Source organism: Stenotrophomonas sp. 71799_Sma (assembly GCF_056482505.1).
The window spans coordinates 2433306-2456379 of record NZ_CM151202.1 but is presented as its reverse complement, the minus strand read 5'-3'; the positions used below and the strand labels follow the sequence as shown (position 1 = coordinate 2456379).

The window sequence follows — 23074 nt, the reverse complement described above, 5'->3', positions numbered from 1 at the left end:
GCGCCCGCGCTACCTACGATGCCTGCGCCCGGCCACATCCGGTAGCCCTTCTACATTCCAGGAGATACGCAATGAAGTTCCTCGTCATCGGTGGTACCGGCCGCATCGGCAGCAAGGTGGTGGAACGCCTGCGCGTAGCCGGGCATGAGATCGTGGTGGCAGCACCCTCCACCGGGGTGGATGTGCTGACCGGTGAAGGTCTGGATGCCGCCATGGACGGCGTCGACGTGGTGGTGGACCTTGCCAACTCGCCCTCGTTCGAAGATGCGGCAGTGCTTTCGTTCTTCGTGACCGCTGGCCACAACATACTTGCGGCCGCTATCCGTGCCGGCGTACATCACCACGTTGCGCTTTCCGTCGTAGGCACCGACATGCTGGCAGCCAGTGGCTATTTCCGCGGCAAGATCGCCCAGGAGCGCCTGATCCGCGACTCGGGCCTGCCGTACACCATCATCCATTCCACGCAGTTCTTCGAGTTCCTGCCGGGAATCATCCAGTCCGCCGGCGATGGGGAGACCCTGCGGCTGCCGGCCGCCGACGTGCAGCCGATTGCCGCCGAGGATGTTGCCGAAGCGGTGGCACGCATCGCGCAGCAGCCGCCGGCCAATGGCGTGCTGGAAATCGCCGGGCCGCAGCGTAGCGCGATGGCGGATCTGGCCAGGCAGTATCTGCAACTGACGGGTGATTCCCGGCAGGTCGTTGCGGATGCCCAGGCGCTGTACTTCGGCGCGCCGCTGCAGATCGACACGCTGGTGCCGGTCGGACACGCGTGGCTGGGGCAGGTCGATTTCGACGCCTGGCTGCAGCAGTCCGGCCTGTTGCAGCGGCAGCCTGCCTGAGCGGCGAATCGATCGCCTGCCGCAGCTGCGCTTGATGGAGCCGCGCAATGACCGAGCTGAAGCCTCCTTCGCCCGCCATGCTGGACCGTTACCAGGGCGACGACGTGAAGCCGCTGTACACCGGCCGCGTGCGGGTGAGCGGTGGCCAGGCCCAGCACGGGCGGGCGTCCGGCGTCGTGCGGTCGGACGACGGTGCACTGGCGGTGGACCTGCGCCTGCCGCCGGAACTCGGCGGGCCTGGCGGCGGCGCCAATCCCGAGCAGCTGCTGGCCGCAAGCTACGCTGGCTGCTTCCACGGTGCCATGGTGCTGGTGGCCGCGCGTGCCGGCCTGCTGCTGCACAACCCCAGCATCGAAGTGGCGGTCACCTTCGCCCGTGATCCGGCAGATGGGCTGTACCTGCTGTCGGCCGAGATCGTGGTACATCTTCCCGGCATGGATGAGAACCTGGCCTGCGAACTCGTTCGCAACACCGAACGCGTCTGCCCATACGCCAAGATGTTCCATCGCGGCGTCAGCCATGTGGTGCATGTTCGGGTCGGCCCGCAGGCTCCGCCTCTGTAGAATCGAGCCATGCTCGACTCCGGGAAGGTCCTGGCCCTGACGATTACACGGCTAGGCCGTATTCCGCCACAACCCCGCTCGGCTACGATGGTGGCGCCGGCAACCTGGCCGGTGGGGCAGGGGATGCAATGGACATGCAGGCAGGGGGCGGATTCGATCCGCCGGCAAAGACCGATTCGCAGGAACTGACATTCCACTGGCTCTACCAGCGGGTGCAGGGACTGGTTGAGCACAGCATCTACCCCAAGGCGGGCAGGGTGGAGACGTGGGCGTTTCGCATCGGCGTGGGTGCGGCGATCATCGGCATTCTCATGGGTCAGCTTCCGGATCGATGGCTGCCTCTTGGCGTAGTGCTCCAGGTGGTTGTTGCCTGCCTGGCAATCGAAATCGGAGGGTTCATTGTCGGTGGCGTACTGGCCGCCCGCAGGGGCATTCGCCAGTTCAGCCAGCCGCGGCTCTCGCACGCCCGGGAGATGGATGAAGACTTCGCTCACTGGCAAGCGGTGGTGACCGAGCTTCGCGGATTCCCGCGCGTCCAGCGCGAGCGGCGACTCAAGTTCGTCAGCACCTTGCGCACAAACATGATTGAGCGCATGGGCATGATGTATGGCGGCCTGCAGCGGCTGGGACCATTCCCGCTGTTGATTGCCCTCTACCTGCAGTTCCGCGGATGGAAATGGGGCGACTGGGCGGGCGCTTTCGATGTTGGCCCGCTGGGTGCACTACTGATCTTCGCCATGGTGCTGCTGTACCTGCTGGGCTGGATGCTGATCGGCCTTCGCACCAGGCTTGATACCTACGTTGCCTTGTTGGAGGGCTCCATCCACGAACCCGAGCCCTCCCAGCCAACGCCTTTGTAGCGTCGGGCCATCATGTTCCTCATGCTGAGGGACAAACAGGACTGTGAGTCATCCAGTGAGGCATACGCATGGCTCAAGAGTGCCGCGCTGCGGCTGGATGCAGCCGATTTCTTCGGGCGTGCTGCATCATGTTCGTACATTTCGCCGACTTCACAGGTCTGTACTCCGCAGAGGGGCATAGTAGCCCTTCGGTAGTGTGAGCGCGTCCATCCAGCCACGGGGGTTCCCCGAACGCCAGGAGGTCACTGTGCCAAGTTGTGATGAAGGAATGAAGTTGACGCGCCGCCAGGTGATCGCCGGCGGCGTCACGACCGTGGCGATGTCCGCCGCACCGGGGGCCTCCTCGCTCGCCGCCGAACTGGCGGCGCCCCCGCCGCCCAGGCCGCCGGTCATCAGCACGGTGGCGTTGACCGTGAACGGCGAGCGGCGGGAGCTTGAACTCGACACCCGGACCACGCTGCTCGATGCCCTGCGCGAACATCTGAAGCTGACCGGAACGAAAAAGGGCTGCGACCACGGTCAATGCGGTGCCTGTACCGTGCTGGTCAACGGTGAGCGCATCAATGCCTGCCTCAGCCTGGCGGTGCAGCACCAGGGCGATGCCATCACCACCATCGAAGGCCTCGGAACTCCCGATGACCTGCATCCGATGCAGGCCGCTTTCATCAAGCATGATGGCTACCAGTGCGGGTATTGCACGCCGGGGCAGATCTGTTCGGCGGTGGCGGTCCTGGACGAGATCAAGCGGGGTGTGCCCAGCCATGTACAGGCGGACGTCAGCGCACGGCCCCAGGCCACCAACATGGAAATGCGCGAACGCATGAGCGGCAACCTCTGCCGCTGCGGCGCCTATTCCAATATTGCCGAGGCGATGGCAGAGGTCGCTGGCGTGACCTCTGCAGGGAGGCGCTCATGAGGGCCTTCAGTTACGAACGCGCGAAATCCCCGGCCGAGGCCGCCAGGGCCGTCGCCGGTACCGAGGGCGCGAAGTTCCTGGCCGGAGGGACCAACCTGCTCGACCTGATGAAGCTGGAGGTCGAGACGCCAGCGCACCTGGTCGATGTGCAGGACATCGGCCTGGACAGGATCGAACCCACCGACGAGGGCGGCCTGCGCATCGGCACGCTGGTCACCAATACCGCGCTGGCCTCGCATGAGCGCGTGCGCCGCGACTACGCGGTGCTGACCCGCGCGATCGTGGCAGGCGCCTCCGGGCAGTTGCGCAACAAAGCCACCACCGGCGGCAACCTGCTGCAGCGCACGCGCTGTCCGTATTTCTACGACCCCAATCTGCCCTGCAACAAGCGCCTGCCCGGATCCGGCTGCGGCGCACTCGAGGGGTTCTCCCGGCAGATGGGCGTGATCGGCACCTCGGACAGCTGCATCGCGACCTATCCGGGCGACATGGCGGTGGCCCTGCGGGTGCTGGACGCCTCGATCCAGACCGTCAGGGGGGACGGCAGTACGCGCAGCATCCCGATTGCCGATTTCCATCGTTCGCCCGGCGACAGGCCGCAGCAGGACAACGTGCTGCAGCGCGGTGAGCTGATCACCCACGTCACGCTGCCGGAACCCCTGGGCGGTCGGCACGTGTACCACAAGGTACGGGACCGCGCGTCCTATGCGTTCGCACTGGTGTCGGTCGCCGCGGTCGTGCAGCGTGACGGCTCGGCGCGGTTCGCCTTCGGTGGGGTCGCGCCGAAGCCGTGGCGCGTCGAGGCAGCCGAACCCCTGCTGCGCGACGGCGTGAAGGCCGCGACCCGGCAGGTGTTCGCCGGTGCCCGTCCGACGCCGGAGAACGCGTTCAAGATCGCGCTCGCAGAGCGCACCCTCGCAGCGGTGCTGGTGGAAGGAGAGCGCTGATGCCCCTTGAATTCAACGCCCCCGCCGGCGACAACCTGTTCGACAAGGCCAAGGTCGTCGGCAAGTCGACGCCGCGCATCGACGGTCCACGCAAGACCACCGGCACCGCCCCCTATGCCTACGAGCGCCATGACGTGGCGCCGAACCAGGCCTACGGCTACATCGTCGGCGCGGGCATCGGCAAAGGGCGCATCATTTCGATGGATGCCTCCCGCGCGCGTGCCGCGCCCGGCGTACTGGCGGTCATCACCGCACCGGAAACCAAGCCGGTCGGCACATCGAACTGGAACAATGCGCCGCTGTTCGGCGGACCCGAAGTGGCCCACTACCATCAGGCCATCGCCTGCGTGGTGGCAGAGACCTTCGAGCAGGCCCGCGCCGCCGCGGCGTTGATCCGTACCCGCTACGAGCGCGGCAAGGGCCGCTTCGATTTCCCGGCCCTGGCACCGTCCGCGCCGCTGGCAAAGGGGCGTGACGGCAAGCCCGACCGGCAGGCGTTGGGCGATTTCGACACCGCCTACGCGAGCGCCGCGGTCAAGCTCGACGAGACTTACCACACCTCCGACGAAAGTCATTCGATGATGGAGCCGCACGCCACCATCGCCGCCTGGGAGGGTGACACGCTCACGTTGTGGACGGCGAACCAGATGATCGACTGGGCCAGGCAGGGCATGGCGGCGATCCTCGGCATCGATCCTGCCAAGGTGCGCGTGGACTCGCCCTATATCGGCGGCGGCTTCGGCGGCAAGCTGTTCATCCGTGCCGACGCGGTGCTGGCCGCGTTGGCGGCCAAGCAAATCGGGCGGCCGGTGAAGATCGCGCTGCAACGCCCGTTGATGCCAAACAACACCACGCACCGGCACGCCACCCTCCAGCGCGTGCGGATCGGCTGCGGAAAGGATGGCCGGATCTCCGCCATCGCCCATGAGAACTGGTCGGGCAACATCAACGGCGAGGACGGCGAAAACGGCACCCTGCAGACGCCCAAGCTCTATGCGGGCGCCAACCGCCTGGTGGCCAACTACATCGCCACGCTCGACATGCCCGAAGGCAATGCGATGCGCGCACCGGGCGAAGCACCGGGCCACATGGCGCTGGAAGTGGCGATGGACGAAATGGCCGAGAAGCTGGGTCTCGACCCGATCGCGTTCCGCATCCTCAACGAGCCCGAGGTCGTACCCGGCGATCCGTCCAAGAAGTTCTCCGACCGCAACCTGGTGCGCTGCCTGCGCGAAGGCGCGGAGCGCTTCAACTGGAACAAGCGCAACCCCAGGCCGGCGCAGGTCAGGGAAGGGGACTGGCTGATCGGCATGGGCGTGTCTGCGGGCTATCGCGGCGCACCGACGATGAAGTCGGCGGCGCGGGTCCGGCTTGACGGCCAGGGCGGGGTGATTGTGGAGACCGACATGACCGACATCGGCACCGGCTCCTACACGATCATCGCGCAGACGGCAGCCGAGACCATGGGCGTGCCGCTGGACCGGGTCCAGGTGACCCTCGGTGACTCCCGTCATCCCGCCTCCGCCGGTTCCGGCGGCCAGTGGGGCGCGGCAAGCTCGACCGCGGGCGTGTACGCGGCGTGCGTCAGCCTGCGCCGCAAGGTGGGCGAGAAACTGGGCTTCGACGGCGACACCGCAGACTTCGCCAATGGCCGCATCCAGGCGGGTGGGCGGACCATCAAGCTGACGGAGGCGGGCACACTGTCGGCGGAGGACGGCATTGCCTTCGGCGACTTCAAGCAAGGCTACGACGTCGGCACCTATGCAGGGCATTTCTGCGAGGTCGCCGTGCATGCCTACACGGGAGAGACGCGCATTCGCCGCATGCTTGCCGTATGCGATGGCGGCCGGATCCTCAATCCGCTGTCTGCACGCAGCCAGGTCATCGGCGGGATGGTGATGGGTGCGGGCGCGACCCTGATGGAGGAGCTGGTGGTCGACAAACGGCTTGGCCTGTTCATCAACCACGACCTGGCCGGCTACGAGGTTCCCGTACACGCCGACATTCCGTACCAGGAGGTGGTCTTCCTCGACACGCTGGATCCGGTGATCTCGCCGATGAAGGCCAAGGGTGTGGGTGAACTGGGCATCTGCGGGGTCGGCGCCGCGATCGCCAATGCGATCTACAACGCAACCGGCGTGCGCGTGCGCAACTATCCCATTACCCTGGACAAGCTGTTGCCCGGCTTGCCCGACGTGGGCTGACCCTTGCGCATGGACCGTCCCGCAGCCTCGACCACTCTGGAGGCCTCCGCTGCAGGCGGAGGGGAGCCCGGCGATCTTGCCGAGGACCTGTCCGCACCGCTGAGCTTCCTCACCGAAGGCAGCCCGCGCGGCGTACTCGATACGGCCTTGACGCGCATGCGCGCGGGGGAGCACGCCGTGCTCGCGCTGGTGCTGGAAACCGATGGCTCCACTTACGCCGGTGCCGGCGACATGGTGCTGTTCTGCAACGGCAGCCAGGTCGGCTGGCTCAGCGGCGGATGCCTGGAGCCGGAGCTCGCGCGACGCGCGGAGCAGGTGAGCGCGGCAGGGCGGGTCGACTGGATCGAGATCGACACCCGCAGTGACGACGATCTGTTGAGTGGGTCCGCGCTCGGGTGCCGCGGCCGGCTGCGGATTGCGCTCCTGCCATTGCGTGCCATGGCCGGCATCGACGACGTCATCGAGGTCTGGCTGCGCGAGGGCGTGTCACTCCAGCGCGACCTTCGTACGTCGGGCCAGGTCGTCTTCCGCGCCGGCCATCGCGAGCAGGCATGGCAGCTGCATCCGATGGAGGGGGCGCAATCCTTTGGCGAGGGCGCATGGCGGTTGCCGTTGCCCCGTCTTCCGCGGGCCCTGGTGTTGGGGGGCGGTCCCGAAACGCCCTTGCTGGTTCCGCTGCTGCGGGGACTGGGGTGGCGGGTCAGCGTGGCCGAACGGCGAGCGCGCTGGGCCTCAGCCGGGCAGTGCGCGGATGCGCATCTTCAGACCAGCCCGGCCGAGGCCCTTCATGGCGACCCGTGCGACGCGGCACTGGTGATGCATCACGATTTCGAACTGGACCGGGAGGCGCTGGTGGCCCTGGCTGATACCAACGTCGCGTTCATTGGACTGCTGGGTCCGCGGCGAAGGCGCGAGGACCTGTTCAAGCTGCTGACACCGGATCAGCGCCACCGCCTTTCCCCGAGACTTCGATCACCGGTCGGCCTGAACATCGGCGGGCGAGGGCCAGAGGCGATTTCGCTCAGCATCGCCGCGCAGCTGCAGCAATGGCGAAGCGCGCACGGCACGTGACTGACGCGCATGCGGTCGTCGTGCTGGCTGCCGGCGGGAGCACCCGACTTGGCCAGCCCAAGCAGCTTCTGACCCGGCAGGGCGAGACCCTGGTACATCGCGTGGTGCGGTTGGCGCGCGAGCTCGCGCCAGCGCAGGTGCTGGTCGTGGTGGGCGCAAACGCACAGGCCGTGACATCCAGCATTGCCGGGCTGGATGCCACTCCGGTAACCAACCACCACTGGGAGCGCGGCCTGGCGAGCAGTCTGCAGGTTGCCGGCGCACAGCTGCTGCCCACGGTGACCGCGGTGATGGTCGTGGCATGCGACCAGCCCGCAATCGAGCGCTCCCATCTGCAGGCGCTGCTTTCCGGTGCCCGAGCCTCGGCGTCAGGGTGCGCGGGTACCCGTCATGGAGACGCGCTTGGCATTCCTGCAGTAGTGCCGCGCGCCTGGTTCAATCAGGTGGGTGCAAGCGGTGACCGCGGCTTCGGAGCGCGCTTGAGGCAACTTCCTGTCGATACGGTGCATGTCCTACAGGCACCAGAACTGGGCCTGGATATCGATACGCCAGAAGATCTTGCGCGTGCGCGCGATGCGGGCTGGATCGATGCCGGGAGGTGACTCGCATGATCACTGGACCAATGCCTGTCGCGTAGGTGACGAGCGGCAGGGCTGGAGCCCGGAGCCTCGCTGCCCTGTAGAGGGAAGCCGTGCTCGACTACGGCACGCCACATCGCGCCCCATCAGGCACATCACCAGCAAGCCTCTGCAGCACCCGATCCAACAGAACAGGCTCCGGCACGCCAGCCAGTACCTGCTCCAGGTAATCCAACGGCTCCAACTGCCATTGGAGGAGCGCCCGCAACTGCACAACGTCGGGCGCCCGATGCCGGGCGTCCAGTGAAACCTGCAGGAGCAGATAGTGCGAGCGCCTCTCCACCCACAGCACCGGAACGCCCCTGCAGTAGATCTGCAAAGCGGCGTCTTGACGCTGTTCGACGAACTCAAAGCCCTGCCGTGGCCGCGCTTCCACAAACTGCCTTGCCTGTCGGCGGAGCAGTGAAAACCGTTCATCGGGGATGCTCTGGAACGCGAGCTGCTCAGGCACCGGCGGCACCGGCCACTGAATCTGTGCCGCAACCACCGCTGCGAGGCAAAGCACCGTGGCGGCCCAGCGGCACCACGCCACTCAGCCCTCCGGATGCAGCCGCGTGCGTGCGTGTGCGGTGAGGCCGAGTCCGGCCATGATTAGGCCCTCCATCACCCGCGGGCCGACGTATTGCTCCAACTCGCCGTTCTCGCGGGCGCGCTCCGCGGCCAGCAGAATCTCCAGGACCACGCGAAGGCCGGCCAGCGAGCAATCGGTATCCGCCAAGGCAATGCGCCGGCCCGGCATCTGATGGCGCTCAGGCCAGGGCTGGCCATCGGAGGCGGCGCCGGCGCCGATGCTGTGCAGCAGGGCAATGAGGGTGTTCGGATCCAGCGCGGGGCTGTTCGCAGACGCGTCGTGGATCGGATGCGGGGCAGGGGAGTGGGGCTTGGTCATGGCAGGGCTCCTTGCGTGCATGCAGAAGCCGCCACCGATAAAGGTGGCGGACGGTGCGTGGCTCGAAATCCGGTGTGCAATCAGACCGGCAGGCACAAGGCCTCCACGCACCGTCCGCCATAGCCGGCTGACGGATTGCCAGTCGGCACCACGCGGCGGTGGTGCCGACTGGCAAGCGCTTTTTACGATTGCAGAACCGAGGATTTCGAGGCCTCGACCACCCGTTTTCGGTGGCACGCAAAGAAATACGCCCGGTTGTGCGCGATGCCAATGCAGTAAGGCCGATGCCGTCACCACATTCAACATTTTCAGAATCGTTGCATATGGCGCAGCGAGGCCGGATCTTTGCGCTGCAAGGCTAACGGCGATGTCGGCTCTGGATGCCCGCGGACTGTCGGCATCCGCCCGCCGGGGTCGTAAGGGAGGCGAATGCGACAGTTTCGCCAGGAGCGAACAGGCGTCAGTAACCCTTCAACGCAGCCTTGGTTCGCTCCAGCCATGCGGCATTGTGGCTGCGCGCGTGGCGCGACCAGTGCTGAGCATCGTCGATGATGCTGGCGAACAGGCTGCGGGCTTGCTCGCGATCGTCGGGTTGCGGCTGCGCCATCAGCCATTCGGCGTAGAGGCAGCGTGCGGCCGCATCGTTTCCGCATTCCACGGCCCGCTCGAACGCGGCACGGGTGCCGGGCGCTTGGGTAGCCGCCAGTGCCTGCGCGTAAAGCAGCGTCTGTTCCGGCTTGCGACGCACGTCCGGGTGGCGGGCGAACAGGCCGTCCAGCGTCTCCACCGCAAGCGCAGCGTGCCCGGACTCGAGGCGGGCACGGGCAAGGCCGGTCAGGATGTAGGGATCGTCGCCAAGCGGCGAACTGGCCGCCTGCTCGAGCAGGGTCCTGGCTTCCTCGGCCTGGCCGGCATCCAGCAGCGTCATGCCCAGGCGAACCCGGTTCTGCACGGTGGGCGTGCGCGACAGCTCCGCGCGGGCGTTGCGCAGGTCCTGGCCTGGGTCCATCAACTGCTTGGCGGAGCGGATGGCCTGACGGGCGCCCCGCGAATTACGGGCTTCCGGGAAGTAGATCGCCAGGAAGTAGACGACACTGCCGAGCAGCGGGAATGAAAAGAGCAGGATGAGCCAGTAAAGGCTCTGGCCAGAGCGGATGGCGTGCACTGCGAAGTAGATGGCCACCAGTACGTGGAGTCCGATTCCGATATAGGGCATGTTGGCGCCTGGTCCCAATAAAGGCTGGCACTATAGTGGGAGTGGGGTGGGACGCCAATGGGATGTTGATCGGACGTGACGCGTCTCTGTACTTGGCTCGGGCCTTATCCGACCCAGAGCGGACCTGTTGGGCCTTGAAAGAACTGGGTAATTCAAAGGAGGAGAAATGGAATTTGAGAAGATCCGGTCAGTAGTCAGGCTCGCGGAATACGCGGTCGTCGACCGACCACCGCTTCGGGTGAAGGAAGACGGGCTGCGCGCACTTTCAGAGGAGCTTTTAGTCGGCCCATGGTTGGTCATGAGTGGCTTCGGCATTATCTGGAAACGTCTGCTTTGGATCTTCCTCCTCACGTTGGTCTTCGTGACTGGACTCTGCCTTCTCGAGACGGCTTTCGATCCTGTCATGGTCCTCGCTGCACTCTCGCTGAGCGTTGTTAGCGTCTACTTCGGCCTTCCTACTCGTACCGTCCTTGCTGGTGTCACCGCAAAGTCTATTGGAAAGCTTGCGGTCGCTATCGAGGGATTTGTGAAGGATAAGGCGGAGTTGGAGCGTCTATCTTCCGGGGTACAACTCGTGAAGACGCAAACGACCGAGCGAATGGCGCGGTTCAACGTGTTCTTTGGCATCCTCTGGGGTGCTTTGTTTTGGCTTGTCACGGCACGCGTGCTTTCCCCTGCTATTTCACCGGACACTTTGAAGGCGAGCATCTTCCCAGCCATTGCTGCCGCAATTTCGTTCACTGGGCTGTTTGTCGTTGCAGCCGGCCACGCCGTTGCTGTAAGGGTGGCCTATCAGACATTGGACTTTGCACTGTTGGAGGTAAAGGGGAGGCTCGCGAGCGCCCCCCCGGCCCATCAGACTCACGGATCACTGGATTAGTGCTTCTTGGCGCACCGAATCGACCTGCCTGCAGCGCTCGCCGGCCTATTTAAGCTCCCACATGATCTTGCGGTAGCCGTAGACCGTGCCACTTGCCAGTCAAGGCCATTGATTATGGCTCTGAGCTGTCTACGAAATCCTGGCCGGTCCAGCGCGCCCTGACTATGGGGGACAGAGTAAACTAAGGGTGCCGCAACTCAGTGGCCGCGGCCTATCATGGAGGGGTATGGAGATCACGCTTTGCTCGGCCGGCGGGAGCCGCCTATTGAACGCGCGTCAACGATGGAGCAATGTCAGCTTTGGTGGCTGCGTATGACAGTGCCGCGCATCCCGTGGAGAAGCAGGGTCAGAGCCGCCGGGAAGCATTTCGCCGCGGCTCTAGCTGCACTGAAAAGCCCCTCGACGATCAACCAGCGCCTGGAGACTCTGACGCCGGTTCTCCTCGATTCGGCGCACTCCACAAGGTATGAGCACGAAATCGTGGCGGCCATGGCCGATCCGCAGATTCGAAACATCGCGATCACAGGCGGATATGGTTCTGGTAAGAGCAGCCTCATTCGCACCTTCAAAGAACATAACCCCTCCTTCAAGTACGCCGCAGTCTCACTTGCGACGTTTCGCAAGGATGGCGTGATCAACCATAGCGCAGGCGACACTGCGCCCACGCAGCAACAGCTGCAAGCCGACGAGAAGAAGCCCCTCAGTGCCGAGCAAATTAGTGCGCTGGTAGAACGAATTGAGGAGACGATTGTCCAGCAATTGCTCTACTCAGTTCCTGCCTCGAAACTCCCCAGAACTCGACTCAAGCGAATCACGCAGCCCTCCAAGTTGCGCTCCTGGAGCATCACACTTGCACTAAGCATAGCGTCCGTCGCTGTCACACACCTGTATTTGCAAGCACGCTTGCCATCTGAGGTCCCAGGTACCCAGTGGCTCACGAACAAGCTCAGTTGGATTCCGGCATGGTGCGCCTTCGGCATCGCCGCATCAATTGGCACATGGGCGCTCTACCAAATCGTCAGATCGCTCTCGCTATTAAATATTGATGGCTGGACCATCAAAGGCGGAACCATTGAGAGCATGCAGCATAGTTCAGTGCTGCACAAAAATGTTGACGAACTTCTCTACTGCTTCCAGAACAGCGAGACCGACATAGTTGTCATTGAGGACCTCGATAGATTTGGAGTGCAGGACGTCTTCTTTAGGCTGCGCGAGATAAATGCAATCATCAATGACTCCCCTCAGATTAACCGAACCATTCGGTTTATCTACGCGCTGAATGACGAACTCTTCGCGGGCAGCGAAAAAACCAAGTTCTTTGATCTAATACTGCCAATCGTCCCGGTAATCAATAAAGAGAACTCGCATGCAAAGATGATCGAACTCCTTGCCAGGAGAAGCCTAAAGGGCAAGGTGTTTGCCACCGAAATTGATGAGGAACTTCTAGAAACCATCTCCTATCGCATCGACGACATGCGAGTGGCCAAGAACATTGTTAACGAGCTCGATATTTTCTCAGAGGTACTTTCGAAAGATCTGGAGCTACCGTTGAGCAAGATCTTTGCCATGATAGTTGTCAAAAACTTACACTCTGATCAGTACTGGCAGCTCACCAAACGCACTGGATTTCTTTACAAGCTAATCAGCGAGTACACTCAGTGGCGAAGTGTTCGAGCGGAAACTTTGCGATCTGAGATAGCAAGCATTGAACAGATGATTGTGCAAAAACAACAGGACGTCGCGCGCAGCATCAAAGAGTTACGTCAACTGAGCTGGCATGCGGCCGAGTCCCTCGCCGGAGTTAGCGGGGCAACGCAGATTGTCATGAATCACACGCGCTACACGCTGAACGATTTTCTGGATGACGGCAATTTTCAAGCCATCGCCCAGGCTAACAATCTCTTCTTCATTCAGAATTCAAGTCATGTTGGGAATCGGTTCTCGTTCTCGGGCGCTCTCGCTGACATGGACTATGAGCGACGCTCTCGAATCATTGAAGTTAGAGATTCCGATCTTCGATCAGATATTCAGTCAAAGCTGGACCAGCTACGAGATCTGCATAAACTTCAACTCTCTCAAGCGCTCCTTGATGGTTACCAGGAAGGATACTCCGAAGAACTAGCAAAGCATGAGATCATTCGCTATCTGCTAGTTTCCGGCAATTTGGACGAGGATTATGCGGACTATCTGGGCCACTTCTACGGCCATGCCATCGACCGCGAAGACATGAATTTGATTTTCACCCTCAGGCAGGGTGAGGACTGTGGGGTAGATGCCAGCATCAAGAATCCGGTTAAATTCCTCCGAAAGCTGCGCCCACGAAACATTGACCGCGGCCGGGGCATCATTGCAGAGCTGCTGGCCCACCTCGCAGAAATCTACACGAAGCCGCCCCATTCTCCCGGCAGCGGATTCTTCGAGCGAATTATGGAGGATGCGTTGGCACACCTAGGCAGGCTCTCTCAGGCCTTTGATATCTTGGCGCAGCGAGGAGGCGAGGCCAATCTAATTAGAGCCATATACGATCATCGACCGGAAATCCTTTCATTCATCCTCAATGCGAGCACTGAGCCTACAGACCCATCGAAACCTAACCGCGCTTCAGCGGTATTGAGGGCACTGAATGCCAATCAACTACGAACCGTTGAACGAGCCGACCCTGGATTCAGGCACCGAATCGCGTCCATAGCCGATGCATCAACACTTGCCTCGGAACTGCCTCCAGAAAGTGAAGCATGGGAGTGGATGAGGGGATCGGGCGTGCGATTTGACAACCTGGTGGTAGAGACCGAACCCGAAGTGATATCCACCCTTATGGAGACCGAAACACTCGCCCCAACTCTTGCGATGCTCGAAATCGCGGCGAGGAATGGCGAGGGCGAAGATTCACTTAAGTCGCCCGTAACGCTTTCGACTCTATATGCAGCTGATCGCATTCCATCTATTGGTCGATATGTCGCTAGCCACCTGCCTGACGTTCTTCAGGAGCTTATCAAGCAAGGGGCACCACTGGGTGATGGCGTAGCAGTCGTACTACCAACTCTTAAGGAGATCCAAGAAGATAAGCTCCTAGCACTGCAATTTTTTGAGACAACAATCTGCAAAATATCCGCCTTGGAACAGCTTGAGCCTTATCTTTGGGATAGTGCGATTCGTGGCGACAGACTAGAGGACCGAGCCGCCACAGTTCGCTCATACATTGAACACCGAGTGGACTGGAGCACGGATGCGGAGACCAATAAGGGGCAGGCCAGTACGAACTCGATCCTGGCAAGCTATGTCAACACGTATGCTGAAGATGTGGCAAAGACTCTATGGACTGGCGAGGAATTCGATGAGGTCGTGCAAGAGTGGATCGTCATGGCAGTCGAACTCACTGACGAAACAGTCCTCAAGCTACTGTCGCAGACCACAATCGTTAGCGCTGCATCTCTAAATGAGTACGCTGGCGATGACCGCATCCAGCTTCTCGCACGAAACGGCCACTTAGCGCCAAACGCTGAAATTTGGAATGCCATTCAGCTTCGAGGTTTAGAGGTAAAGGCATCATATCTTGAGCGTGCGTGGGAGAAGCTGCGACTCACGACTGAAGAACCGGAGTTGGATTTTCAGCTGGCGACTCGAATCTTCAAGAGCGGCACTCTATCTACAGATGAGTCACTTCGGATATTCGGCAGGATGGATCAGGCCGACACTGCAACTGTAAGCAGCGTCATTGGCCGCCTTGCTGAGAGGGCACTTGCCGAGGATAAGGAATTCCCACGATCCCTAATGGCGGCCGCGCAGGAAATCTTGCAAACGGAGGGAGTCCAGCAGCCATGGTCCACCAGCTTGCTCGCCGCAGCCCTACCTGCAATGGAGTGGCCAGCAGTAACCCCACTACTACAGGCTATGGGTGGCGATTTCGCGAGACTATCAGCGGGGAGGACAGTTGAGGTGGCGCCAGGCGAGGACATTGACCCTGTACTCGCTGCTTTGGAAAGACGTAAGTTTGCGTCCACACTTACTCCTGGAAAGAAGGGAAAAGTAAGAGTCAACATGAGGAAGAACCTGAATTAGGCGCCAGAGCACACCCCCCATGCACCCCACATACGCGGCGGCAGCTGGAAGGGCTGCAACAACCAAGCCAGTGCATTTCTAACAAAGGCCTCGATGCCTTCCGGGGCCTGCAGGCCGAAGATTTGATGAGGGGAGGGCGGGCAAGTGCAAATTTACCAACGGAGTCGACACGACATCAGCGCCCGGCCATCTTGTGCCGTTGAGGCCTGCGCGCAGGTGCGCGCCCCATGAGCACGCCCCCCCCCCCCGGAATCCAAGCCCTACCCACCAAACGCCTGATTAAGGAGGGGATATATGCTCACCCCTGAAGGTTATCAAGCTGGAACCCGGCGATATGACCTAGTGATCCCCAGCCTGCAACATCGTCCGAGAATGGCGGCCAATGATGGCCGACGCTCGCACGGGGACGGCCAAGCGCTCACTCAATACTGGCCACCGAAAGATCCGCCAGAGCGAAATCCAGCGTGTCTGTCGTGCGGATCGATCTCGAGCATGCTGCAAGCTCATCCTTGGCCGGGGACTGAGGACGCAGGTGTCTGCCGCACCGAAAACGCCCGGCCTCTAACGCATTGATTTTAGAAGATATGGATGGGGTGGGCTTAGCCTCTTCCTGGCAGCTTCCGTCCACCAAAGATGCCCGATATTTCCGGAAGTCCACCAAACATGCCCGATATTCCCGGAAGTTCACCAAAGACGCCCGGCATTTCCAGAAGTACATAAATAACGCCCAACAGTTCCGGAAGCCCATAAAACACGCCCACGACTGCCGGGGGTTCATTAGAATTGCCAATTAGCCCACGCGGCGGCAAAGCCTCCCCTTGTGTTGCGTACTCGCATGAAGGCTACTGCCGTTCGCAGTCCGGCACGAGACAGTGCCGTTGCCCCAATGATGGCAAAAATTGCTAAGAACTGCCTGCCTTAGGATTTCTGCTGGATTCTAGCTGTTTTTCGAGGTGTCACCCAGGCGACCCGGACTTCTCTCAAGGAACGGGCGGAACCCTGAAGCTCGATGACCGGATACCCACCTGAAGGCAGTACATCCTTCGGATTCAGCTTGAACACCCTTGCAAGCGTCAACGCCAAGCCTTCCTCATAAGCGGTTGCCAGAACCCACACAAGCGCGTCGACCAAGGCGGATCTTCCCTTAATGCTGTCCAATACCGAAGCGACGATTACGGAAGGGGACCTATCCGGCTTGTCGTTCGCGATACCAAAGGCCGCAGCGGCCAGCTCCAGCGCTGTGCCGCACGCTAACGTTACCATCGGGTCGACAACCGAGAGATTGAGCCAAGTCGCGCCGCTGGCAGAAACACCATAGGGAGCTAGGAACGACTCGTGCCGCTCTACCTCAGTGGGTCCTTGGGTGTCGTAGTGCGTTGAGCGGAAGCTCAGGACAGATAGGCCTTCAAGTCCGACCCTGGCGCATGCCGCTGCAGTGGCCCGCGTCAAAGCATCGTAGGCCATCAATGGGAGCGGAGCGCACATGAGGCCCGAGTTGCCGCCAATCATTGCCCAGCCCCAGAACGCCCCTGGCTCCGGATCGTCAGCGGATGGCTGGAAAGCCTCATACCTTACGTGAGCATTGCCATCGTCCTGGTGGACGGGCGGCATAGGAGTCGTTCTATCAATCAGGCGCGCCAGAGCTGAAGGCCAGCTTTGCGCATCACTGGGGAAGTGAATCACTCGGCCTGCCCGCTGGCGTGATGCCCAATGAAGGTAGTCATCCACCCACTGCGACACTTCACGAGCGGGAAATTGCCTGACGTCCAGTAGCGCTGTGTGGGCGTCGATTGGCTGAAATCCACAAGTACAAGTCCCGAGACCACCGGAGTGGTCAAAACTGGTGCCCAGCGTCCTTCCGCATGCCTCGCAGTGGCTGATGAGCTTCTCGCCATGCCAAGGGCACGCAGAGATGGAAGGAAGGAGAAATAGTGAACAATGGTAGCCGTGAAGTGCGCATGCGGGGCACCGCATATATGGAAGCTCACTACCCGCGAGAAGTCGAAGTGATTGAACTGGAAGCCACGCGGCCGGATTCCATAGATTCTTCGTTGTGACGTCACGGACTTCGATGGCTGACGCAAAAGTATCCTGCACCCGGCCCGGCAGAAGCAAAGGGCGGAGCATGGAGCGCCCAGTCTTACGCCTCACCCCCATGATCATGAGTTGCTCACTTGTTGGCATGCCCAGTGCAACGATCCGCTGCAGCACGCCGTAGCCCGATATGTATGGATAGAACTCATGCTCTGCGCCGACAATCCGAGGCGTAGAAGGATTTACGGCGCGAGAGCTATTCATTGCTTCCCCCTACCTGGTTTGCCGTATTCTGTATCTTCTCAATGATGGCGATTGCCTTGTCGGACATCTTCTCGCGCATGCGAATGAACTCGGTTCGCAGGTACCCGACATGCACAAGCGCAGCACGGACGTCAGATGGAGTGAAGCGTTCGAAACTCTGCTGAAACCAAGCGTTCGTTAGCAGATTCCGCACGGTCGATGTGAAGGAGCACATCGGCCAGCCACTATGTTCGGGAAGTCCCACCTCCCTCCGGAGGGCGGACACAGCATCGCAAATCATCTCCGTTTCAGATTCCAGCCGCCATCCGCGATCAAATGCGTCGGTGGCGAAGTATCTAGAAAATGGCATGTCCTCTGTCGGCCACCATGCTGCGCCGTCGTAGCGCGACAGGGCATGCCTGACTTCATCTCGCGCCGCAAGAGGAAGAAATGGGGCTGAGTCCAGAAACCACCGGCGAACAACATGTGACGGATGGTGCTGCCACATGTCGCCAAGCTCGATGCCCTGCTGGTCACTTTGGTACACAAAGACCAAAAAGAGAGTAAGCCTGTCCTTGCTCATCAAGTTATCAAGATCTTCTAAGCACTGAAACTCAAGATTGGTGAGCCGTTGAGCACTGTCGATGAACAATACGTACCTGCGTACGTCGGCGTGCCCACACGCGGCGCGCATGTGATTGTGTATTCGTGCCCTCAGCTCGTGAGGCCTGGCCGATGACCAGCGCGGCATTCCCAGTTGATGTGAAAGCGCGTGCCAGAAGCTCAGCGGGCTCCTGCATGCATCTGAGGTTGCGACGATTGCCCTGGCCACACCTGCGCGGCGTCCGTCCTCCACGAGCCAGCGCCAGTCGGTTTCGACTAGATAGTCTTGCGCCGTGGATTTGCCAACCCCGCTCTCTGAATAAAGAGAGCATCCATGATGACCCTGCTGAATGTTGTACAGAACGAAATCCGCCATGCGTTCGACAGGCTTCGTGTTGATACGGTAGCCAGACTCAATGAAAAGTGGATGGTCGGGGTCAAGGCGACGGACGGCCATGATGGCCTCCGCAAGGTCCGATCTAGTCATCAAGATTCACCTTGCCTCCCCGGGGGACTCTTACCGGGATGTGAGCTGGCTGGGACCGAATGTCGGGCAGACGGCCGAAGTGCAACTGCTGCAAGCGCGCAAGTTGGTCGACTGCGGGTTGGGACGTGTCTGCAGTAGATCGAAGATGCGCTATGAAGGCTTCAATTGCACACTCCACGCCAGCGATTGAGAAATCACTGCGCTGTTTGGACCAACGACAGATGATCCTTCGCGTCCTCTCGTCATGCGGCGCGCGCGACCAAGGCGCTCGCGCGGTAGCCACTCCGAATGGCACGGTGGCACTTTGAAGTAGCACGATTGAACGAAGATCGCGCCTATTCACGCGCGCAAGAATCCTGGTGCCAATCAGTCCCCATTTATCGTTAAGGGAAGGGGATCGGTAGTCCGCATACAAGTAGGTGACATGGGGCAACTCCCCATTATCCTTGTTGCCTTTTACGGGCAGGCTTACGATTGTCGAAGCCATATCTGCAGCATCCAGGCCACAGGTTTCCGGCGCAAACGCAAACGCTGACTCTTTGCGATTCGTGAGATACGCTAGCGGCGTCATCTGTCCGAGTGCGGAGTGAGGCGTCGCGTTGTAGTTGGCTATGATGACGTCCAGGAGCTCCTCGAGAAGGTGCATCTGGATGGGATGGGCATCCGGAGAGAAGTTGCTGATCCTGATCTTGTTTTCCCCCAGCCGTTTGGCGGGCTCAAAACCGCCGGGGATCTTACGCAGCGCACCACGTTCCAAGCGCGAGAAGAATTGCTCTACAATGGGTCGTGAGCGCGGTGTGTGCGACTTTCCGAAGATCATCACACCTCCCCGAGCCCTGCAGAATGCTGCTTCGAGTGCATGGGCCGAGTGCGCAAGGAAGTTGTCCAGTGCGACAGCGGCCGAGCGCGTGACTATCGGCGTTGCTGCCTGATAGACGGGCATTCCAGCGCCAGGTGCGTAGAAGAGGTCCGGGATCGTCAGGTCCCTGGGAGCCCAGGGTTCCATTGACTTGGACAAGCAGAGCGCTACATCAAGATTGTCATAGCTCTGGCCGACACAGAGAAGCCATCCCGTTACCGCCCTGGATTCAGTCTCTATTTCGATGAGAAGCCATAGCCGTGACACTTTGCGCGTAACACGCGCGCCATTGGGCATATCGATGGAGATCTTGCATTCAACATCGATTTGGTGCGCGTCAAACTCCGTTCTGGCGAACAGGCCCATCCGTACTGCTTGCTCCAAAGCGACAGGAGCGTTCGATGCCGATTGAGGTTCATAAAGGTCCACGTCGGCTACTGCCGACTGCCGCCGCTTGAGCAAAGCAAGCAGCGAGCGCTTCCCCTTGCCAGGATCGTTCAGGGGGAATTTGTCCTCCAGGTTGTGCTGCTTCAGCTCCGCAAGGACTCGTTGGTGCAATTTTACGAACGCGCTTGGAGGGCGGCCCGGCGGCAGATGGGTTGCAAAGCCATCGATCAAGGCTTTAACACTCGGCACAGCTTCGGAGACTTTGTGCCACGCAAATCTTCCTGGAACCAGCGGCAATTCCGCGGGTTCGAAGGAAAGCTCAGTCGAGTAACTGCCCCATGGAATGCATACGCGAAATCCGTGCGGCATGCCATCGTGGGCTATCGTGGGCGCTTTCATTGCCATGCGCTTCAGGCGTTTGTGGCAGATTCCATATCTCCGGGATATAGCGGTGATGGTGGAACGGCCCAGAAGCAAGGCGGTGAGTGCTTCCTTGGCCACGCGGAACTTGGAGAGATGATCTGGTGCAATATCAACCGGATGTGGGGAGTACCACTCGTCGAGTGTCGCCTGATCATAGATTTCGTACCTAGCCATGACGCACCTCCACGAGGGCATCCGGATCCCCTGGGCGATAGTCCACGAGTTGTACGCGGCCGGTGTAGACGAGGCTTGCCACTGCGCAAGCCACTGCGAACCGGGCCTGGCCCGTCTGCAGTTGTAATGCGCTCATGGTGAGGCGCTCAACGTTCTGGAGCATGTCCTCAATCCTCACTTCCAACTGCCTGGCCCCCGCGATCTTTGCATTGGCCCAGACAAGCGGAAGTAGTTCGTAGGCAACAGCGACCTCGCTGGCGCGAGATGCCAGAGAGTTTTCGTGGACAAGTCGCAATACGAGCCCTTGATTCAAGGCCATGTGGATGAGCTCGTCATCTGCGGGAAGCTTGACTAAGCCAACGCTCAGTGAAGCCACCCGTTTTGTAGGGATTACAAACTGGTAGTGCTGGGTGCCATCCCTCCGCCCGACCCAGAAGCTCAACTCAAGGTCGCGCTTCTCGCCTACCGTGATTCGACGCGGCCTCTCAACATACATCTCCACCTGGGGGTCAAATTCGAGCATCAGCGCCTGGCAAAAGTTGACCAGGTCGGCCACCGTTACGGTCCGCCCATTCTTCGGGGACTGAAATACAAAGATTTCGCGGCGGTCGCGCTTGCCGCGTGCTAGCTCGAGAGGGGAATGGGGCAGATGCCCCTCACGGCGGTCTTCGTCCATCGGTTTGGCGGTCGCGCTTTTTCCTGCGGTCATCATCCTGCTCCTCAGCCGTCGGCTTGCGAACGTCTGCCCGGTCTCGAGATTGGAACAAGGTGCCCATTCAGGTTCGCCTCCGCCATATGAGATGGGGAGGAAATGGGCGCACCCCTCCGCGCGAACGGGAAGTCGCTTGACTTTGTCAAGGAAAAGGGTGAGCCTCAGGGTACAGGCTGAGTTTCACCACCATCTGCTCCAACAGATGTCACTTGCCCCCGCGCCAACGGGGGCAAGTCATTTCCAGGGTTCGGAGATGTTAGTTTCCGGCTCTTGGTACTCTCCTCGGCGCTCGGCGAGCGCATCTTCGGGGACGTCTTGAGTCTGTTCTTGAAACGCTACAAGCCCGGCCCCTTGAGTTTGGGTTGTGGGGCGTCATTCCTGGTTGGGCTTCAGAGCAGCCGCTTCATCTTGCGGGGTGCCAGATACTGCCGGCGGACTGATTGCGGCCCTCAGCCCAACCATCCAGTCGGCGATGTCCATCGCAAAGGCAAATTTGCCGCGGCGGCCGGGCACTTTGAATATCTTCACGGGCAAGGTTCCGCGTGCCTCTGCTTGGCGGAGCGCGTGGCTGGAGCGATAGCCAAGAGCTCGCGGCAAGTTTTCATAGCCGATGAGAGGCCCGAAATGAAAGGTCAATTCTCTTTCGATCTCACGGCGTTCCGGGGCCAGGATTGATTCGTTGGTCCGCTCCGTCATGGCGTGGTCACACCCCGTCGCTTGTGTCCTCCTGATTCTGCCCCTCTAATACGGATGGTGGAAGGAGTAACAAACTCGCGTTTCGTTACCCATCAAAGGTGAATGGGGAGGGGCACGGCCATGGCGCTCAAAGAGATACCCTTTTACGGCGAGGCGCGACTTGCCCGCATGCGTGCAAGCACGAGCATACTTCCCGCCAACCGAGCCGTGCCGTACTGCCTGCGATTACTCAGTGTCGGATTGTGGTTTGAATGCTTGCGAAGCCGAATGGGCCTATCCAGCGCATACGCGCTCGGACAGTCGATATCCCCGGAGCGTCCCGGCTGCCACTCCAATGTGTGGGTGAAATATGCCCATGCGGAACACGTCCCGTCCCAGGCGACGCAGGCAGCAGCCGAGGCGCGCTATCCCGGCTCCCGCATGGTTCTATGTTCACCGGTCTGGGCCGCTCTGAATGTCCACGAGGCACTTGGCGGTTGTGGAGAATCAATACTCATGTCGCTCAGTGCACCTGTGCAACTGGAAGTGTTCAGCGGAGCGAGCTTGCGAGCCGGCATGTTTGTCCGCCGAGACCGTCGGTTACGAGAGATCACCGAGGGCTTGTGCGGGCTGGGCACTCTGGATAGCCTGGCGGCACTAGTGGTGATGTTGAGGGTCGCCCATGAGCAGGGCAGACGGCATGACTGCTTTGCCTTGGGGCGTGCACTGCACGATTGCCTGCTACTGGTGGGGCAGGATAGTCCCATCCAGCTTATTGCCGAAGAGCTGTTCTGGTACTTCAGCCATTTCGTGCTTCCTTTCACAGGGTGCCGGGGTGTTCGGATTGCATCGTCGCGACGCCGCTTGCTCCTGCAGCATGAGGTTCTCTCCCGCCTCGTACTTGAGCTTGAAGACAGCGGGTTCGACTATCTCCCAGGCATGCGTCACCCGCTCTTGCAGGTAGTCCGCAATCAGCAGCATGCTCCGTCTTCGCGCTTCTTCTCGCCCGGCGTCGGACCCTGCAGCGCAACATCGCGGCAGATGGCGCGGTAGCGCTATCAATACAGAGTCTTGTTGAGACGAGGAGGCATCCAGGATGGTGAGCGCAGAGACTAAAGGCTCGACCGATTACGAAATGAGCCGCTTGTGGTGGGCGGCACGGCTGTCGCAGTCGAGTAGAGGCTCAAGATGATTGCCTATCTTGGTTGGGGGTCGCTGGTATGGCAACCCGACGGTCTACCGGTTCGTGGACAGTGGCTGGCAGACGGCCCAACGGTTTGCGTAGAGTTTTTAAGGCAATCCGGCAATGGACGGCTTACGTTGGTCATGCATGCGGCCGCGTCTGCTGTCACCTCCTTCTGGGTTGAGGCTGGTACCGACGACGAGGGCGACGCC

At 61.0% G+C, this 23074-nt stretch carries 19 protein-coding genes; 10 read left to right on the top strand and 9 right to left on the bottom strand.

Going from position 1 to position 23074, the window contains the following annotated elements; genetic code table 11:
• Positions 1–71 precede the first annotated feature (71 nt).
• The 8 genes from ACZK4Z_RS11340 (at position 72) to ACZK4Z_RS11305 (ending at position 8002) form a co-directional block, all read left to right on the top strand.
• Positions 72–839, top strand: coding sequence for an SDR family oxidoreductase (locus ACZK4Z_RS11340; RefSeq protein WP_012480267.1), 768 nt, complete (start codon positions 72–74; stop codon positions 837–839).
• A gap of 47 nt (positions 840–886) precedes the next feature.
• Positions 887–1402: an OsmC family protein gene (locus ACZK4Z_RS11335; RefSeq protein ID WP_012480266.1), complete on the top strand. Its 516-nt coding sequence runs from the start codon at positions 887–889 to the stop codon at positions 1400–1402.
• Positions 1403–1530: 128 nt separating this feature from the next.
• Positions 1531–2262, top strand: a complete 732-nt coding sequence (locus ACZK4Z_RS11330; protein WP_332329728.1) for a hypothetical protein — start codon at positions 1531–1533, stop codon at positions 2260–2262.
• 268 nt (positions 2263–2530) lie between these two features.
• Complete coding sequence (paoA, locus tag ACZK4Z_RS11325; protein ID WP_019336581.1) at positions 2531–3178, top strand: aldehyde dehydrogenase iron-sulfur subunit PaoA; 648 nt, start codon at positions 2531–2533, stop codon at positions 3176–3178.
• Positions 3175–4125, top strand: coding sequence for an FAD binding domain-containing protein (locus ACZK4Z_RS11320; protein WP_021202434.1), 951 nt, complete (start codon positions 3175–3177; stop codon positions 4123–4125). The genes paoA and ACZK4Z_RS11320 overlap by 4 nt, the downstream gene beginning before the upstream one ends.
• Positions 4125–6329: an aldehyde oxidoreductase molybdenum-binding subunit PaoC gene (gene paoC / locus ACZK4Z_RS11315; RefSeq protein WP_430370174.1), complete on the top strand. Its 2205-nt coding sequence runs from the start codon at positions 4125–4127 to the stop codon at positions 6327–6329. Before ACZK4Z_RS11320 ends, paoC begins: the two co-directional genes overlap by 1 nt.
• 9 nt (positions 6330–6338) lie before the next feature.
• A complete protein-coding gene (locus ACZK4Z_RS11310) occupies positions 6339–7400 on the top strand; it encodes an XdhC family protein (protein WP_430370076.1) in 1062 nt (353 codons plus the stop codon).
• Positions 7376–8002 carry a nucleotidyltransferase family protein gene (locus ACZK4Z_RS11305; RefSeq protein WP_430370074.1) on the top strand — a complete coding sequence of 209 codons (627 nt, stop codon included), beginning with the start codon at positions 7376–7378 and terminating at the stop codon, positions 8000–8002. The genes ACZK4Z_RS11310 and ACZK4Z_RS11305 overlap by 25 nt, the downstream gene beginning before the upstream one ends.
• A 97-nt stretch (positions 8003–8099) precedes the next feature.
• Here ACZK4Z_RS11305 and ACZK4Z_RS11300 read toward each other — a convergent pair whose 3' ends face one another.
• The 3 genes from ACZK4Z_RS11300 to ACZK4Z_RS11290 form a co-directional block, all read right to left on the bottom strand.
• Positions 8100–8570: a hypothetical protein gene (locus ACZK4Z_RS11300; protein WP_430370072.1), complete on the bottom strand. Its 471-nt coding sequence runs from the start codon at positions 8568–8570 to the stop codon at positions 8100–8102.
• Complete coding sequence (locus ACZK4Z_RS11295) at positions 8571–8927, bottom strand: hypothetical protein (RefSeq protein WP_430370070.1); 357 nt, start codon at positions 8925–8927, stop codon at positions 8571–8573.
• Between the two features lie 460 nt (positions 8928–9387).
• A complete protein-coding gene (locus ACZK4Z_RS11290; RefSeq protein ID WP_430370068.1) occupies positions 9388–10143 on the bottom strand; it encodes a tetratricopeptide repeat protein in 756 nt (251 codons plus the stop codon).
• A gap of 166 nt (positions 10144–10309) precedes the next feature.
• Here ACZK4Z_RS11290 and ACZK4Z_RS11285 point away from each other — a divergent pair, with 166 nt between their 5' ends.
• Positions 10310–11023 carry a hypothetical protein gene (locus ACZK4Z_RS11285; protein ID WP_430370066.1) on the top strand — a complete coding sequence of 238 codons (714 nt, stop codon included), beginning with the start codon at positions 10310–10312 and terminating at the stop codon, positions 11021–11023.
• Positions 11024–11335: 312 nt separating this feature from the next.
• The gene (locus ACZK4Z_RS11280; RefSeq protein ID WP_154583031.1) at positions 11336–15082 is read left to right on the top strand and encodes a YobI family P-loop NTPase; all 3747 of its coding nucleotides are present in this window, start codon (positions 11336–11338) and stop codon (positions 15080–15082) included.
• Positions 15083–16000: 918 nt separating this feature from the next.
• Here the strand turns inward: ACZK4Z_RS11280 and ACZK4Z_RS11275 are convergent.
• The 6 genes from ACZK4Z_RS11275 to ACZK4Z_RS11250 all read right to left on the bottom strand — a co-directional run bounded on the left by ACZK4Z_RS11275 (position 16001) and on the right by ACZK4Z_RS11250 (position 22660).
• A complete protein-coding gene (locus tag ACZK4Z_RS11275; protein ID WP_126412179.1) occupies positions 16001–16546 on the bottom strand; it encodes a hypothetical protein in 546 nt (181 codons plus the stop codon).
• Positions 16547–17372: 826 nt separating this feature from the next.
• Positions 17373–18419 (bottom strand): ATP-binding protein, encoded by a 1047-nt coding sequence (locus tag ACZK4Z_RS11270; protein WP_072167141.1) that lies wholly within the window; start codon positions 18417–18419, stop codon positions 17373–17375.
• Positions 18420–18441: 22 nt separating this feature from the next.
• A complete protein-coding gene (locus tag ACZK4Z_RS11265; RefSeq protein ID WP_024956856.1) occupies positions 18442–20292 on the bottom strand; it encodes a hypothetical protein in 1851 nt (616 codons plus the stop codon).
• Positions 20285–21001, bottom strand: a complete 717-nt coding sequence (locus tag ACZK4Z_RS11260; RefSeq protein ID WP_197577777.1) for a hypothetical protein — start codon at positions 20999–21001, stop codon at positions 20285–20287. Before ACZK4Z_RS11260 ends, ACZK4Z_RS11265 begins: the two co-directional genes overlap by 8 nt.
• Positions 21002–21376: 375 nt before the next feature.
• On the bottom strand, positions 21377–21700 hold the full coding sequence (locus ACZK4Z_RS11255; protein WP_024956858.1) for a hypothetical protein: 324 nt from the start codon (positions 21698–21700) through the stop codon (positions 21377–21379).
• 720 nt (positions 21701–22420) lie between these two features.
• Entirely contained in the window at positions 22421–22660 is a 240-nt protein-coding gene (locus ACZK4Z_RS11250) for a hypothetical protein (protein ID WP_197577778.1), read from the bottom strand.
• Positions 22661–23074 lie beyond the last annotated feature (414 nt).

Coding starts and splice junctions, on each gene's coding strand:
- ACZK4Z_RS11340 (WP_012480267.1), top strand. CDS start 72: ATGAAGTTCCTCGTCATCGGTGGTACCGGCCGCATCGGCAGCAAGGTG.
- ACZK4Z_RS11335 (WP_012480266.1), top strand. CDS start 887: ATGACCGAGCTGAAGCCTCCTTCGCCCGCCATGCTGGACCGTTACCAG.
- ACZK4Z_RS11330 (WP_332329728.1), top strand. CDS start 1,531: ATGGACATGCAGGCAGGGGGCGGATTCGATCCGCCGGCAAAGACCGAT.
- paoA (WP_019336581.1), top strand. CDS start 2,531: ATGAAGTTGACGCGCCGCCAGGTGATCGCCGGCGGCGTCACGACCGTG.
- ACZK4Z_RS11320 (WP_021202434.1), top strand. CDS start 3,175: ATGAGGGCCTTCAGTTACGAACGCGCGAAATCCCCGGCCGAGGCCGCC.
- paoC (WP_430370174.1), top strand. CDS start 4,125: ATGCCCCTTGAATTCAACGCCCCCGCCGGCGACAACCTGTTCGACAAG.
- ACZK4Z_RS11310 (WP_430370076.1), top strand. CDS start 6,339: ATGGACCGTCCCGCAGCCTCGACCACTCTGGAGGCCTCCGCTGCAGGC.
- ACZK4Z_RS11305 (WP_430370074.1), top strand. CDS start 7,376: ATGGCGAAGCGCGCACGGCACGTGACTGACGCGCATGCGGTCGTCGTG.
- ACZK4Z_RS11295 (WP_430370070.1), bottom strand. CDS start 8,927: ATGACCAAGCCCCACTCCCCTGCCCCGCATCCGATCCACGACGCGTCT.
- ACZK4Z_RS11290 (WP_430370068.1), bottom strand. CDS start 10,143: ATGCCCTATATCGGAATCGGACTCCACGTACTGGTGGCCATCTACTTC.
- ACZK4Z_RS11285 (WP_430370066.1), top strand. CDS start 10,310: ATGGAATTTGAGAAGATCCGGTCAGTAGTCAGGCTCGCGGAATACGCG.
- ACZK4Z_RS11280 (WP_154583031.1), top strand. CDS start 11,336: ATGACAGTGCCGCGCATCCCGTGGAGAAGCAGGGTCAGAGCCGCCGGG.
- ACZK4Z_RS11275 (WP_126412179.1), bottom strand. CDS start 16,546: ATGGCCTACGATGCTTTGACGCGGGCCACTGCAGCGGCATGCGCCAGG.
- ACZK4Z_RS11270 (WP_072167141.1), bottom strand. CDS start 18,419: ATGGCCGTCCGTCGCCTTGACCCCGACCATCCACTTTTCATTGAGTCT.
- ACZK4Z_RS11265 (WP_024956856.1), bottom strand. CDS start 20,292: ATGGCTAGGTACGAAATCTATGATCAGGCGACACTCGACGAGTGGTAC.
- ACZK4Z_RS11260 (WP_197577777.1), bottom strand. CDS start 21,001: ATGACCGCAGGAAAAAGCGCGACCGCCAAACCGATGGACGAAGACCGC.
- ACZK4Z_RS11255 (WP_024956858.1), bottom strand. CDS start 21,700: ATGACGGAGCGGACCAACGAATCAATCCTGGCCCCGGAACGCCGTGAG.
- ACZK4Z_RS11250 (WP_197577778.1), bottom strand. CDS start 22,660: ATGCTGCTGATTGCGGACTACCTGCAAGAGCGGGTGACGCATGCCTGG.